General features: G+C 72.2%; 11 protein-coding genes. 4 read left to right on the forward strand and 7 right to left on the reverse strand.

Annotation, left to right across the window (positions count from 1 at the left end; translation table 11 throughout):
- Positions 1-315 (forward strand): hypothetical protein (locus tag AAHZ94_RS14445; RefSeq protein ID WP_349993270.1); only part of this gene is annotated, 315 nt, incomplete at its 5' end.
- 55 nt (positions 316-370) lie between these two features.
- Here the strand turns inward: AAHZ94_RS14445 and holA are convergent.
- A complete protein-coding gene (gene holA, locus AAHZ94_RS14450; RefSeq protein WP_349993271.1) occupies positions 371-1360 on the reverse strand; it encodes a DNA polymerase III subunit delta in 990 nt (329 codons plus the stop codon).
- A 478-nt stretch (positions 1361-1838) separates the two neighbouring features.
- Here holA and AAHZ94_RS14455 point away from each other — a divergent pair, with 478 nt between their 5' ends.
- Complete coding sequence (locus AAHZ94_RS14455) at positions 1839-2066, forward strand: hypothetical protein (protein WP_349993279.1); 228 nt, start codon at positions 1839-1841, stop codon at positions 2064-2066.
- Between the two features lie 55 nt (positions 2067-2121).
- On the opposite strand, the gene AAHZ94_RS14460 is transcribed toward AAHZ94_RS14455, so the two are convergent.
- Both AAHZ94_RS14460 and AAHZ94_RS14465 read right to left on the reverse strand, forming a co-directional pair.
- Positions 2122-3654, reverse strand: a complete 1533-nt coding sequence (locus AAHZ94_RS14460; protein WP_349993272.1) for an MFS transporter — start codon at positions 3652-3654, stop codon at positions 2122-2124.
- Positions 3651-4439 carry a helix-turn-helix domain-containing protein gene (locus tag AAHZ94_RS14465; RefSeq protein WP_349993273.1) on the reverse strand — a complete coding sequence of 263 codons (789 nt, stop codon included), beginning with the start codon at positions 4437-4439 and terminating at the stop codon, positions 3651-3653. Before AAHZ94_RS14465 ends, AAHZ94_RS14460 begins: the two co-directional genes overlap by 4 nt.
- Before the next feature lie 187 nt (positions 4440-4626).
- Between AAHZ94_RS14465 and AAHZ94_RS14470 the strand changes: the two genes are divergently transcribed.
- Entirely contained in the window at positions 4627-6123 is a 1497-nt protein-coding gene (locus tag AAHZ94_RS14470) for a substrate-binding domain-containing protein (protein ID WP_349993274.1), read from the forward strand.
- On the opposite strand, the gene AAHZ94_RS14475 is transcribed toward AAHZ94_RS14470, so the two are convergent.
- The 3 genes from AAHZ94_RS14475 to AAHZ94_RS14485 all read right to left on the reverse strand — a co-directional run bounded on the left by AAHZ94_RS14475 (position 6050) and on the right by AAHZ94_RS14485 (position 12031).
- Positions 6050-8572 carry a ComEC/Rec2 family competence protein gene (locus AAHZ94_RS14475; protein ID WP_502964674.1) on the reverse strand — a complete coding sequence of 841 codons (2523 nt, stop codon included), beginning with the start codon at positions 8570-8572 and terminating at the stop codon, positions 6050-6052. The two genes, AAHZ94_RS14470 and AAHZ94_RS14475, sit on opposite strands and share 74 nt — an antisense overlap.
- A gap of 521 nt (positions 8573-9093) precedes the next feature.
- Complete coding sequence (locus tag AAHZ94_RS14480) at positions 9094-10107, reverse strand: ComEA family DNA-binding protein (RefSeq protein ID WP_349993275.1); 1014 nt, start codon at positions 10105-10107, stop codon at positions 9094-9096.
- Positions 10108-11158: 1051 nt separating this feature from the next.
- Positions 11159-12031, reverse strand: a complete 873-nt coding sequence (locus tag AAHZ94_RS14485; protein ID WP_349993276.1) for a helix-turn-helix transcriptional regulator — start codon at positions 12029-12031, stop codon at positions 11159-11161.
- 193 nt (positions 12032-12224) lie between these two features.
- On the opposite strand from AAHZ94_RS14485, the gene AAHZ94_RS14490 reads away from it, so the two are divergent.
- Positions 12225-13007 carry an SDR family oxidoreductase gene (locus AAHZ94_RS14490; RefSeq protein ID WP_502964673.1) on the forward strand — a complete coding sequence of 261 codons (783 nt, stop codon included), beginning with the start codon at positions 12225-12227 and terminating at the stop codon, positions 13005-13007.
- 342 nt (positions 13008-13349) lie between these two features.
- Here the strand turns inward: AAHZ94_RS14490 and AAHZ94_RS14495 are convergent, their stop codons facing one another.
- Positions 13350-14195 (reverse strand): DegV family protein, encoded by an 846-nt coding sequence (locus AAHZ94_RS14495; protein ID WP_349993278.1) that lies wholly within the window; start codon positions 14193-14195, stop codon positions 13350-13352.
- Between the last annotated feature and the right edge of the window lie 172 nt (positions 14196-14367).

Genomic DNA, 14367 nt, shown 5'->3' on the forward strand with positions numbered 1-14367 from the left:
GAGCGGGCCCGAGGTGAGGCGGCGCAGGCCGACTCCGAGCGGGAACGTCTTGAGGACGACGCGGAAGAGGCCGCCGGGCGGGGGGCCCCCCGCCCCGGGGGGGGGGGGGGGGGCCCCCTCCCGCGGGGCCCCGCCCTTTCTACGTATCCGCTGCGCGGGTCCTTTTCGGGTGATCCGCTGCGGGGGACCGCCGGCCGTGTGCGGGATTGTTCTTCGCGCGCATCGATGGCCTGGAGCGCGTGCTCGGTTCCGCTCCGCAAGTGCTGGAACTCCTGGTCAGCCGCGGCCCGAAGAGTGCTGGTCCGCCGCGCCTGAGGAACTGGTCAGCCGCGGTCCGAGCGGCGGGGCGGTCGCGCTCGGGGAGGCCCGGTCAGCCGCGGCCCGAGCGGGCGGCTCGGGCCACTGTCACCACGGCCTTCTCCAATGCGTACTCCGGGTCGTCGCCGCCGCCCTTGACCCCCGCATCGGCCTCGGCCACCGCGCGCAGCGCGACCGCCACCGCATCCGCCGACCAGCCGCGCATCTGCTGGCGGACCCGGTCTATCTTCCACGGCGGCATGCCCAACTCCCGGGCGAGATCGCCGGGGCGGGCGCCGCGCGGGGCCGATGCCAACTTGCCGATCGAGCGCACGCCCTGCGCCAGCGCACTGGTGATCAGCACGGGCGCCACCCCGGTCCCCAGCGCCCAGCGCAGGGCCTCAAGCGCCTCCGCCGCCCGGCCCTCGACGGCCCGGTCGGCCACGGTGAAGCTCGATGCCTCGGCCCGGCCCGTGTAGTACCGCGCGACGATCGCCTCGTCGATGGTGCCCTCGACATCGGCGGTGAGCTGCGTACACGCACTGGCCAACTCGCGCAGGTCGCTCCCGATGGCATCGACCAGCGCCTGGCACGCCTCGGGGGTGGCTGACCTGCCGATGGTCCGGAACTCCGAGCGCACGAAGGCGAGCCGGTCGGCCGGCTTCGTCATCTTGGGGCAGGCGACCTCGCGCGCCCCGGCCTTGCGCGCGGCGTCGAGCAGCCCCTTGCCCTTGGCGCCCCCCGCGTGCAGCAGGACGAGGGTGATCTCCTCGGCCGGGGCCGCGAAATACCCCTTGATGTCCTTGATGGTGTCGGCCGAGAGGTCCTGCGCGGCACGCACCACGACCACCTTGCGCTCGGAGAACAGCGAAGGGCTGGTCAACTCGGCGAGCGTGCCCGGCTGGAGGGCGTCCGGGGTGAGGTCACGCACGTCGGTGTCGGGGTCGGCAGCGCGGGCCGCGGCCACGACCTGCTGCACCGCGCGGTCGAGCAACAGGTCTTCCTGGCCCACGGCAAGCGTCACGGGGGCGAGCGGATCGTCGGTCGTCGTCTTCTTGGCCATCGCGCACCAGCATCCCACGGGCCACTGACACTCCGGCCGCATGCCCTCTTCACCTGCGGGTTTTCCCGCGGCGAGCACGGCGTCTGGCACCGAAGCGACCGTGTGAGCCCGGGCTACCCGTAACGCCGGTGACCTGCGTCGCCCCGGGGCCGTGTCGTTCCGGGGCTGTGCCATCCGAGGGCTTCCGCCGTCCGGAGACTTTGCCGTGCGGAGACTTTGCCGTCCGAGCAGCGGCCAGCCCGTACCGCCGACGGCCTGGTTCCCGGTGCTCGCGCAGCCCGTGGGGCGGCGCACCGCCAGGGGGCGGGAAGCGGCGGGGCGCGGGGCACAGCAGAAGCCCGCCGGGCGGCTCCGGGCCCGCGCGGCGGCCAGCCCGTACCTCCCTCCCGCACGACCGCTTCGTGCCCTCGTCCCGCACAATGGGTCGGTGAGCGCACGACCCGTTACCGCCGGACACCCCGCCCCCGTGACCCGCCACCTGCTGGTACTCCCCGACCGCGACGCCGCCGAAGACGCCGCGACCGAGGCCGTGGACCGCTTCGGGCTGGGCGAGGAGCCGCAGGTGGTACGGGAGGCCCTGGCCGGCGAGGACGACGCCGAGGACGCCCAGTGGCTGGTGGTGATCGAGGACCCCGACGCCACCCTGGCCATCCCGGCACTCGACGCGCTCGCCGCCGAGTACGACGGCTGGCACGAGGCCGAGTAGCCCTCTGACGTGTGGCGACGGACGCGCTCGGGCCTCGGGCGTGCCTGCCCGGCCGTCACGACGCGGTCGGTGGCGACGGCACCCCCTCGTCCTGCGGGTCGGCGTACGAGTCGGCAGGCGGGGCGGCCTGCGGTCCGGGCCCTGGGGACACCTCCGTCTCGCTACTCGTACCGACACCGGCCACGCGCTTATGACCGCCCTCCCGTACTCCTTCACCCCATCGGTCATTGGCCGCGCCGGTGGGGTTCCCGGCGCCGGCCGCGTCGGCGGAGCCAGCGGAGTCAGCAGGGGCAGCCGTATCGGTGGAGCCGGTGGGACCGGTCGGATCGGTGGACCCGTCGGCTTCCAGGGGCTGCGTGGGCAGTTCGCGTATGCGTGGCACGGGGGACGGCAGCACCCACAGCAGGCACAGCACTGCGCCCGCGGTACCGATCCACAACGTGGGCCGCAGCCCCAGCGTCGAGCCGAGCGCGCCCGCGGTGAGTGCCCCCAGCGGCCGGGCGCCGTGGGTGAGCATCCGGTAGGCACCGGTGACCCGGGCGCGCAGTGCGTCGGGGATGAGCGCGGTGTGCAGCGACCCCATGGCGATGTCCGCGATCATCGCGCCGATGGACGAGCCGAGTTCGGCGAGGAAGAGCAGGGCCAGGACCAGCAGCAACGGGCCGTCGGCCAACGGTATGAGGAGCAGGGGAACGGTGAAGAGCGTAAGGCCCAGGATGGCCGCGGGGCCGATGCCCAGACGTCGGGTGACCCGCCCCGCGACGGCCGCGCCCGCCAGCCCGCCGACCGCCCCCACCGCCAGCACGGCACCGAGCACGCCCGCGCTGAGCCCCAGCTCTGACGTCGCGTACAAGACGAACAGGGTGTGCAGGATGAAGTTGAAGAACTGGACGGTGGACGAGGCGGCGAAGGTCGCCCGCATGACGGGTGAGCGGGCGACCCACCGCAGCCCGGCGGTGAAGTGCCCCTTGGCCGGCGTGGCCGGAGGCGGCTCGACGGGGTCGATGCCGGTGAGGCAGCGCGCCGATATCAGATAGGTCAACGCGTCGGCGGCCAGCGCGAGGGGGGCGGCGAGCACCTGGACGAGGAAGCCGCCGACGCTCGGCCCCGCCACATAGGACAGCGAACGGCTGCCGTTGATCAGCGAGTTGGCCTCCACATACCGCGTACTGGGCACCAGCGAGGCGAACAGTGTGGCGTTGCACACGTCGAACAACACGGTCAGCGAACCGAGGACGAACGCCGTGCAGTAGAGCTGGGTCAGGCTGAGCACATCGAGTACGTAAGCGACGGGCAGGGCCGCGACGAGTACGGCCCGCGCCAGATCCGAGGCGATCATGATGCGCCGGCGGCTCGCCCGACGGTCCACCCAGGACCCGACGGCGAGCGAGAACAGCAGCGCCGGCAGCAGTTGTGCCGTGGTCAGCCAGCCCATCTCGGCCGCGTCGGCATCCAGGATGACCACGGCCGCGAGGGGCAGCGCGAGCATCGAGATCTGATCTCCGATCAGCGACACGCTCTGACCGGTCCAGTACCGCCGGAACGGCGCCTGCCGTAAGAGTGCGGGAACCTTCTCGCTGATGCTCATGCGCCCTCCGTCTCCTCGCTGCCGTTCGGCCGTGCGGGCGCGGGCCGCGTCCGCCGACGAGCGCGCGTCGGTGCCCCGCCGGCCTCCTCCGCCACAGGCGCGTCTCCCGTCCGCGCGGTCTCCGTCGCCTCGGTTTCCCGGCCGCTGCTCGGCTCCGGCGACAGCGGGAAGGCCGCCTTCATGACCTGCACCAACCTGGCCCCGGCCGGCCGGACTTCGGGGCGCGCCGCGCGCTCCTCGAAGGGGTGGAGCAGCGCGTCGATCCGGTTCTGGAGGTCGGACAGCTCCGCGGCGGTCAGGTAGAGCAGGGTGTCGCCGATCCGTACGGCCTGCTGCCACTCCCCCGGCAGCGAGCGGCGCGCCGCCACGGCGTGTCTGAGCAACTCGGCGTACCGGTCGGCCACGACGGCTTCCACCGCCTCGGCCGCCTCCGACACGGCTGGATCTTCCGATGCGTGCGGCCACTCGGTGGCGTGGGCCGTGGCCCGCCAGGGCTTCTCCCGCCCCTGTCCTCCCGCGGCCACCTCCACCAGGCCGTACTTGGCGAGCATCCGCAGGTGGTACGAGCAACTGGCCACGGACTCGCCGGTCAGCTCCGCCGCCCGGGTCGCCGTGCACGGGCCCTGCGTACGGAGCAGGCCCACCAGTCGCATCCGGGTGGGGTGGGCGTAAGCGCGCAGGGCCCGTGGATCGGTCAGCCGCTGCAAGCGGGGCAACTGGCCGGGTGGGCCCTGGACTTCTGGGGGCGCTGGCCGATTCGCCGTGCCATCGGGGTTCTCCGACATAATCTAAAGCTATCTTTAGAAAGATTTCTTTACAAGGGCTCCCAGGAAGGCCACGCATGGACGCGGCAGCAGCCCCCGAGCGGCCGGCAGATGAACCTCTGGTGATGCGCCCACCAAGCGGGAGCGGTCCCGAAGGTCCATCCGTAGATTTTTCGCGTCCCTGTACGACCATCTGGGTGAGGTTGCAGTGGCAATCCCTGATACCGAGACGATCCTGGCAGCAGTCGGCCTGGTGCTGACGGCTGCCGTATGGGCGGTGGAGCGGTTCCTTCCGGGCCGTAAGCGCATCGGCTACCGCATCCAGATGGACGCGCCCATCGCCATGAACCCCCCAGGTGCCGAAGAGATGGTGCAACTCCGGCTGCTGCGGAACGAGCAGGAAATCGACGACGCCATGGTGGCCCTGATACGGGTCGAGAACGTCGGCAGCAAGGACATCGTGCGCCACGACTACCAGGAACCGCTGTCGGTCGAGTTTCCCGGCCGCACGATCATCGAAGTGCAGGTCACCGAAACCAACTCCACCCTGCGGACGATTCTCACGCGCAACGGCGGCCTGCAACCGGACGGCAGCCGGATCGCCCTCCCCCGGGTACCGCTCAACCGCAGGGACCACTTCAAGCTGCTGGTCCTGCTGTCCGGAAGCGGCGACGAGGTGGCGATGGGCGGCTTCATCAGCGGCGGCTCCATCGTGCGCAACACCGCACGCACCAGCCCACGCAAATGGACTCTCGCCCTCGGCACGGTCTTCGTCATCCTGATGGGACTGCTCGCCGGGCTGCTGGTGCGCGGCTCCGAGACGGTCGACAGCGCTGTCTGCGCGTCCGGTCAGTTGACCATCGAGGGCTCGTCCGCCTTCGCCAGGCCCATGGAAGACATAGCGAAGGACTACGAGAAGCAGTGCCCGGACGCCGACATCGACGTACATGGCACTGGCAGCCTGAACGGGCTGAAGACCCTGGCCCGCGAGGGCCGGAGCCAGCCCGACCGCAAGCCCTCCTTCATCGCCATGACGGACGTCGAGGCTCCGCCTTCGTCCCAGTACGAGAACCTCAAGGAAGCCAGAAAGGTGAGCATCGTCCCGCTGAGCGTGGTGGTCAACAAGGAGAGCGGTGTCACCAACCTGACGTTGGACAAGCTCCGGGACATCTACAGCGGCAAGATGAAGTACTGGCCGAAGCCGAACGGTGACAAGCTGCCCATCACTCTGGTCACCAGGGATTCGCAGTCGGGTACCCGGATCACCTTTGAGGAAACCTTGCTGAACAAGGAGCCCCCTGCGACGCCCAGTGCCTCGGACTGCGGCGCCCTGCCCGACGGCAAGCCCCACCAGCCACAGGGCTGCGAGGCATCCGACACCGAGTCGGTCGTGGACACCGTGGACAAGATATCCGGGGCGATCGGCTACGCCGAGACGCAGCGAGCAGGCGACAAGCCCCATGTCGTCGCCGTCAGCTTGGACGGGAACGAGCCGGTGCTCTCCCCGAACAAGCGGAGCCCCTACCCCTTCTGGGCCGTCGAGCGCCTCTACACCTACGGCGAGCCCACGGACGGCACACTCATCGCGAAGTTCCTGGCCTTCATGAACCAGGACAGCACCAGTGGTCAGCTCAACTACCACAAGCACATCCCCTGCAACGACGTAAAAGTCTTCTACGAGCGCTACTGCAACGCCGCATCGTGACCCGCGGCCCCCGGTCGCCCGCGCCGACGGCCACGGCCCCGTCCGTGTCGGTCCGCACCACCCGGGCGCCCTGCGCTCGCAGCGCGGCGACGGTGCTCGGCGCCGGGTGGCCGTAGGGGTTGTCCGAACCGCAGGAGATCAGCGCCAGCCGCGGCCTGAGCTGGCGCAACAGCGCATCGTCCTGATGGGCCGAACCGTGGTGGGCCACCTTGAGCACATCCACGGGGCCGAGCCGGGGGTGTGCCGCCAAGAGGGCGCGCTGTGCCGGGGGTTCGAGGTCGCCGAGGAGCAGCATGGTCAGGCCTGCCGTACGGACCAGCAGGGTGACGCTGGCGTCGTTCGCCCCGGTGACGACCTCGGCCCCCGGGTACGCCGGCCCGGGGGCCGTACGCGGGTCGCCCGGTGGCGTCCCGCTCGCCGCGGCCTCCGGGGGTCCGACGGGTGGCCGGTGTTCAGCTTCGACCGGTGGCGGCCACAGCACCTGCCAGGACAGCCCTCCCGTACTGCGCTGCTCCCCCGCGACCGCCTCCAACCGGCGCACTCCGGCGTCCGCCACCGCCCTGCGTACGAACTCGGCCTGGCCCGGCGGATCGGCGAGGCCAGTGGTCTGCACGGCGCCGACGGCGCGCCCCCGCAGCACACCTGGCACGCCCGCAACGTGGTCCGCATGGAAGTGGGTCAACACCAGAAGCGGAATGCGCACCACCCCCAGATCTCGCAGGCAGCGGTCGACGGCCCCCGGGTCGGGTCCTGCATCAACCACCACCGCGCTGCCCGCACCGGCAGCCAGCACCAGCGCATCGCCCTGCCCCACATCACACGCGACCAGGCGCCAGCCGGGCGGCGGCCACCCCGTGAGCACCCGGACCAGGGGTGCCGGTCGAACGACCGCGATGACCAGGGCCAGCACACAGATCGCCGCAAGCCAGGGATGGCGCAGCGCCCGCCGGGCGGCCAGCACGACGCCGACCGTGACGCCGGCCAGGAGCAATCCGCCGCCCCAACTACCCGACCAGGGCAGTCCCGCACCCGGCAGCCCCGCTCCCGTACGCGCCACCGTGGCCAGCCACTCCGCCGGCCAACCCGCGCACCAGGCCAGCCCTTCCGCCACCGGCGGCGCGACCGGCCCCGCCGCCAGGGCTGCGAAGCCCAGCACGGTTGCCGGCGCGATCGCCAACTCGGCCAGCAGGTTGCAGGGGATCGCCACCAGGCTCACCCGGGAGGCCAGCACCACGACCACCGGGGCACACACGGCCTGGGCCGCAGCCGCCGCGGCCAGCACCTCCGCCAGCCGCCCCGGCACCCCGCGCGACCGCAACACCGCGCTCCACCGCGGCGCGAGGGTCAGCAGCGCCCCGGTGGCCAGGACCGACAGCAGAAACCCATAACTGCGCGCCAACCACGGGTCGTACAACAGCAGCGCCAGCACGGCGGCGGCGAGCGCGGGCAACAGGGTGCGCCGCCGCCCCGTACCGATGGCGATCAAGGTGATCACCCCACAGGCGGCGGCCCGCAACACGCTCGGCTCCGGGCGGCAGACCACCACGAACCCCAGCGTCAGCACGCCGCCCAACAGTGCGGTCCAGCGCAGTGGGACGCCGACCCGGGCCGCCAGGCCACGCCGTTCGGATCGGGCCGCCAAGTGGGGTGGGCCGATCAAAAGCGCCAACACGATCGACAAATTGCTTCCAGAAACAGCCAGCAGGTGTGTCAGGTCGGTGGCACGGAACGCCTCGTCCAGCTCGGGCGGCACCCGGGAGGTGTCGCCCACCACGAGCCCGGGCAGCAACGCCCTGGCATCCGCGCTCAACCCGTCCGTCGCGGTGCGCAGCCCGGCCCGGAGCCGCCCGGCCAGGCGCTGTGGCGCACTCGGGCCGGCCAATACCTCGGGGGGCCGTTCGCCATCGACACGCAGTACGGCGGCGATGCTGTCCCCTTCGCGCTTGGGCGGGGCCGCCCGCGCCCGGACATTCAGGCGCGTGGAGGGCAGCAGGGCCCGCCACTGCGCCGCTGCCCGCGCGGCCGGGGCGGAACGGTCATCCTCCGACCCCGTCCCCGGTCGGGCCCGTGCGGCCCGATCTGCCGGGGCCCGGCCACGCGCCCCGGGCGGTCCGGTTGGGCCCGCAGCACCGTGCACATCGACGAGCAGGAGCACCGGCGTACGCGTGCGCACCACACGGCCGGGCGGGGCACCGTCCGGCCCACCGCGTGAACCGTCGTGCCACGTCCTGACCCGGGTCACCGTGGCGCGGATGGCGAGCGCAGGCGGCATCGGCGCCGAGCCCCGCACCCGCGCTCTGACCTGCTGCGGATCGCCGGTCACCGTGACGTGGAACTCCGCTTCGGCGCGGTCATCGGCGAGTACGGGAACCGGCCCCCGGCGCACATCGGCCGCGTGCAACCCCGCCACTGTCGCCGTGGCCACCGCGCACAACAGCGCGGTCGCCACCGCCGTGGCCCAACCGAGCCGGTGCGCCCCACCGGACTGCCCCGTCGAGGCGCGTTGCTGTCCGGTCCACCACCCGGCCCGCCGCCACGCGGCACAGAGCAGTACGAGGGCCGTGACGCCAGCCAGCAGGCAGCACACCAGGGTCGCCCTCGGGCTCGCCCCCAGAGCCAGCGCGGCGGCGGCCCACGCGACCCCAGCGGGGAGCAACAACCGTAGGTCGGCCACGCCTTGCCCGCTGGGCTTCCCGATCGACGGCCTGTCCTTCACCGGCCCGCGCCGCTGGCCAGGTCCATGCCGCTGCGCGGGTCCGTGCCGCTGGCCAGGTCCGTGCCGCTGGTCGGCGTTGGCAGGTCGGGCACTGGCCACCGGTTCGGACCGGTCGCCCGCCGACTCGCCCAGCCTTCCAGGGACGCGGGTCCGCGGTGGCGGAACCGCGGCGGTGGGGAGGTGCACGGGCGAGCGCCGATCCCTCGGCCCGTGGGGCAGGCGTACCCTGGTCCCGGTTCGCGAGGTGGGGCCGGTCATGGCTGCACCAGGGGGCGCAGGTCGCTGAAGCGCTTGTCACCGATGCCGGACACCTCGCGCAGCTCCGCGACGGAGCGGAATCCTCCGTGCTGCGCCCGGTACTCCAGGATGTGTTGCACCAGCACCGGCCCGACCCCGGGCAGGGCCTCCAACTGTTCGGCCGTCGCCGTGTTCAGGCTGACCGGCGCCCCCGTCGCAGCCGGCCCGGCGCCGGCCGAGGCGCCACCGTCACCCACACCCGCGGCCCCGCCCGGGCCGCCACCACCAACCGCACCCGCGGCCCCACCGGCCCCCTCCCTGCGCACGGTGCCGTCGAGCCCCGGGGCGGCAGGGGAGCCCGCCGCCGCTGCGGCCCCGGCTCTGATCCCGACCGCGATCTGCTCCCCGTCGACCAGGACCCGAGCACGGTTCAACTCGCTCATCCGCACCCCGGGTTCGGCTCCGCCCGCTGCCCTGAGCGCATCCGCGATGCGGGCCCCCGCGGGCAGCCGTCGCACACCGGGCCGGCGCACCCGGCCCGCCACGTCGACCACCACCCAGCGGCTGACCCCCGAGGGCGTGGGACTCGCGGTGGGTGCCGGACCCGGACCGGGTGCCGGTTGCCGGTCGGGAGCGGTGGAAGCGGCAGGCGCCGCAGCCGCCCGCGGCCGTTCCGCCGGCACTTCCACCGAGCCGGGGCGCCCCGACCAGAAGTGGTAGCCGGCCAGGGCAATCGCCGCCAGCAGTACGACGGCCAGCGCCCCCAGCGCCTTCGGTTGAACCGCACACCGGGCTTGAACCCAGAGCGGCAACCGCTCCACCAGCGCAAGCCGCCATCGCCCGGCACCCGAAGATCCCGCCCAATGGCTGGCCGGTTGCCCCTCGCCGTCCGGACTCCCGCGCCCCGCACCGGTCATGGTTGTGGTCCGTGCTCCGGCGACGGCACCGGCATCGGCACCTGCGGCATCGGCGGCATCAGCGACAGCGGAGCCGTCCGCAGCCGAGGCGCCGTCGCGACCTGCTCGTTCCACCTCCACCCTGGCACGTGGCAACGCTACGGCCCGGGTAGGTCTCGTACTGGCGCCGCCTGCCATGCGGCGGGTAGTCGGTTCCGGGCCGCTCGGCACACCCGCAGGATCGGCGCCATAGGCGGCCTCCGCGGCACCGGCATCACTGACGTCACCGCCGGCATTGTCAACACCACCGACATGAACGGCACGGCCAGCACTGGCGCCACCGCCGGCACTGGCAGCAGCGTCCTCGATCTCCCCCAAGCGGGCCAAACCCCTTGGCGCGACCGGCACTTCGACAACCCGCTTGCGGACGGGGGCGCTGCTCGTCTCGGCCCAGTCCCAGCCGGGAACCGACCGCTCCCCGCCGGATGAACGCTCCCCGTCTCCTTCCTCCCGCTCCATGGCCACGGCCGCACCCGCCGCAGCCGTTTCTCCTTGACGTTCCCCCACCGCCAACAGCCCGGCCGCCCGGGCTCGCACCACTCCACCGTGGCGGGCTCGCGGGCGTCGAGATGCACGGTCAGTGACGACCTCGGCTACCGCCGGGCCTCCCGGCCCCCTTGGCCTGGGCCCTTGACGCCATCTCGGCCTGCCCTGCGTGGCCTGGCCGCTCCGCGGCTGTTGCCCGACTCCCCGAAGCCCCAATGTAACTGTACGTGATCGAGTGCTCATGTGACTGACCGTAGGCACTCGGCGGGGATTTCGCTGAGGCAGCTCGGAATCCGTGGACAACTAGGTTCGTGTGGATAACTCCGTCACCCTTGCGAGGTTCCACAAAGTCCCGGACTGGGCGCCGCGTCGACCGTCACGCACTTCGCCGTGCCGCCTCCATCACGCCCCGCCGCCCCCTCCCACTCCCGCACGGCTCCTACTCCTACACGGCGAACAGCGGCCACCCCGACGCCATCGCGCCCCAGAGCCTGACGGCTTCCGCGCCCCACGACTTCCCGCAGCCGCCGCAGCCCCAAAGCCCAGGCCCCCAACTTCCCGCAGTCCCCGCGACCCCAGCAGCCCGATTCACTCGAACTAGTGACCGACGCGAGGGAACGGCCGGCCGCCGAGCCATCGTTCACCTAATGTCGGCCGCCGCGCTGGACGCCGCCGCGTCGGAGGCGGACCAACTGCTCAGCAGGCGGAGGGACTCGGCAGTGGTGGAGCCGGGTTCGACGTTGTAGACGCACAGGGTCTGGTCGGGGTCGCCCGGCGGCTGGAGGGACTCGTAGGAGAAGTGGAGGTCGCCCACGATGGGGTGGCGGTAGCTCTTGGCGCCATGAGTACGGCGCAGTACGCGGTGGTCGTTCCACCAGGTGGTGAACTCCGTTGAGCGGACGGTCAGTTCACCGACGAGTTCGGCGATGCGCCGGTCATGCGGGTAGCGCCCGGCGTCGAGGCGGAGGACGGCCACGGTCTCAGCCGCGACCCGTTCCCAGTCGCAGACCCGGTCCCTGGCATCCGGATCAAGGAGGTAATAGCGAGCAAGGTTGCGCTGTGACGCGGGAAGGACGTCGAAGTCGGTGAGGACTGCACGCGCGAGCCGGTTAGTGGCCAGCACGTCGGTGCACCGACCGAGGACGAAGGCGGGTACGTGGTCCAGGGTTTGCAGCATCTGGTGGAGGCCGGGGCGGGCCCGCTGCGGACTGGCGGAGGTACGGCGAGCGGGGACCGGCCGTGCCAGCAGGTCAGCGAGGTGTTCCCGTTCCGCCAGGTCGAGCTGGAGGGCACGACCGAGTGATGAGACGACTTCAGGAGAGGGGGTGCCGGCACGGCCCTGTTCGAGACGTGTGTAGTACTCGGTGCTGACGCCCGCGAGGCGGGCCACCTCGTCGCGGCGCAGCCCGGGAACCCGGCGGACCCGACCGTCCGCGACCAGCCCCGCCGCATCGGGGGTCATCCGGGCGCGCCGGGTGCGCAGAAAGTCAGCAAGCTCGCTCCTACGGTCCATGCGGCCAGTGTGGACCAGCCGGTGTGTGCCGTGCTGTTCGGTGGGTGGCCCTGCTGGTACCAGCCTCGCCGGTACCAGCCTGCCCCGGGCCTGTTATGACCACGTCGCCGCAGATCAGAGGTGGTGTGCTGAAGAGGCACCCGCAGTTGTCACTGCGGTCTGCAACCCCTCCTCAGCACCTCGTAGGAAAGGTATGACCATGTCTGTGGAATCCCTGGCTGCTCCCCTGGGCGGCCGTGTTGCAGTCATCGCCGGTGCTTCCAGCGGCATAGGTGAGGCCGTGGCCGAACACCTGGCGGCGTCGGGCGCCTCGGTCGCCGTGCTGGCCCGGCGTGCGGAGCGGTTGGACGCGTTGAAGGCCCGTATCGAGGAGCGCGGCGGCACGGCGCTGGCCATCGCCGTCGATGTGACCGACGCCGATGCCGTACGCGCTGCCGCCGATCGCGTGGCCGCCGAACTCGGCTCCGCAGACCTCCTCCTCAACAACGCCGGGGTGATGTTGCCCGCCCCGATCGAGGAGTTGGCCACCGACCAGTGGCGACGGCAGATCGACATCAACATCGGAGGGCTGATGAACGTGATCGGCGCGTTCACACCACAGTTGATCAAGGCTGCGGACGAGCGCGGCGTGGCCGACGTGATCAACACGTCGTCGATCGCGGCGCAGAACATCTTCCCCGACTTCGCGGTCTACTCCGGCACCAAGGCGTACGTCAGCCACCTGTCCCGACACCTGCGCGTCGAGTTCGGCGCCAGGAACATCCGGGTGTCGGCGCTAGAACCAGGCATCGTTGGCACCGAGTTGCAGGGCCATGTGACCGATGCCGGCGTGCGCGCGTGGCTGGAGGAGACCAAGGAGTCGATGGAGTGGCTGACACCGCATGACATAGCGGAGACCGTCGGATTCATCGCCGGCCTACCGCCGCGCGTCAACCTCCAGCAGGTCACCATCATGCCCACCCACCAGACAAGCTGACCCGCCCCACCCCGCTCCGCTCCGCTCCGAGCAACCCAACCCACCCCGCTCCGGCCAACCCAACCCCAACCCAACCCAACCGACCACTCGCCCCACCCCGCAGCACGACCGGACCGTCGAGCCCCGCGTCGGGCACTTGCCGCCCCCGCCCCCCGGGCCCGCCCGCCGCCGCACGAGCCCGACCGGCCGGCGACCACCCGTACCCGCTACAACCAGCGATCCGCCCAGCGAACGAGAGAAAGGAGAACCCACCACACCCACCTCCCGCCCGCACCCGCATCCACCCCTGCACCCACGCCCACACCCGCACCCACCAAGCCGCCCAGCCTGGCGGTCCCACGCTCAGCGCGGGGAGATCACGGCGCCGAGCAGGCCCGGGCCCGTATGGGCTCCGATGACTGCACCCACCTCGCTGACGTGCAGTTCCAACAGGCCGGGGACCCGGGTGCGGAAGCGCTGCGCTAGTTGTTCGGCGCGTTCGCCGGCGGCCAGGTGGTGTACGGCGATGTCCACCTCCTGCACGCCGGCCCGCTCGACCACGATCTCCTCCAGCCGGGCGATGGCCCGGGAGGCGGTGCGCACCTTCTCCCACAACTCGATGCGCCCCTCGTCGAGTTGGAGCAGGGGCTTGACGGCCAACGCCGAGCCCAGCAGGGCCTGGGCGGCTCCGATGCGGCCACCTCGGCGCAGATAGTCCAGGGTGTCGACGTAGAAGTAGGCGGTGGTCCCGACCGCTCGCTTCTCCGCCGCCGCCACCGCCTCGTCCAGTGTGCCGCCCGCGGCCACCGCCTCGGCCGCGGCCAGCGCGCAGAAGCCGAGGGCCATCGCCACCATCCCGGTGTCGAGCACCCGCACCGGGACGGGTGCCTCCCGTGCGGCGAGCAGCGCTGCGTCGTACGTACCGGAGATCTCCGCCGAGAGGTGGAGCGAGACGATGCCGTGCGCGCCGGCGTCGGCCGCCCGCTGGTACGCGGCGGCGAACATGGCCGGGCTCGGTCGGGACGTGGTGACCGGGGTGCGTTTCTGGAGGGCCTGGGCGACGGAGCGGGCGGAGATCTCGGTGCCCTCTTCCAGGGCCTGGTCGCCGAGTACGACCGTCAAAGGCACGGCCGTGATGTGATGTCGCTCCATCGCCTGCTGCGGCAAGTAGGCCGTGGAATCGGTGATGATAGCGACATGGCGGGACATGGCTGGCAGGCTATCGGTGGGTGGCCCACTCGGATAGCTGGGGGTGATCACCGCCGGTCATCACCTTGCCGCGGTGCGCCGGGCCCCGGCCCCGCCCGGGGCCCCCGCCCCCCGCGGGCCCCCACCCGGGGATCAGGTCCTGGCGGTAGGCGCCCCCCCCCCGGCCCCCCCC

Source organism: Streptomyces sp. HSW2009, from assembly GCF_040240285.1.
Lineage (GTDB): Bacteria > Actinomycetota > Actinomycetes > Streptomycetales > Streptomycetaceae > Streptomyces.

Excerpts from the sequence above, each read along its gene's own strand:
- holA (WP_349993271.1), bottom strand. The coding sequence starts at position 1,360 with ATGGCCAAGAAGACGACGACCGACGATCCGCTCGCCCCCGTGACGCTT.
- AAHZ94_RS14460 (WP_349993272.1), bottom strand. The coding sequence starts at position 3,654 with ATGAGCATCAGCGAGAAGGTTCCCGCACTCTTACGGCAGGCGCCGTTC.
- AAHZ94_RS14465 (WP_349993273.1), bottom strand. The coding sequence starts at position 4,439 with ATGTCGGAGAACCCCGATGGCACGGCGAATCGGCCAGCGCCCCCAGAA.
- AAHZ94_RS14485 (WP_349993276.1), bottom strand. The coding sequence starts at position 12,031 with ATGGACCGTAGGAGCGAGCTTGCTGACTTTCTGCGCACCCGGCGCGCC.
- AAHZ94_RS14490 (WP_502964673.1), top strand. The coding sequence starts at position 12,225 with ATGACCATGTCTGTGGAATCCCTGGCTGCTCCCCTGGGCGGCCGTGTT.
- AAHZ94_RS14495 (WP_349993278.1), bottom strand. The coding sequence starts at position 14,195 with ATGTCCCGCCATGTCGCTATCATCACCGATTCCACGGCCTACTTGCCG.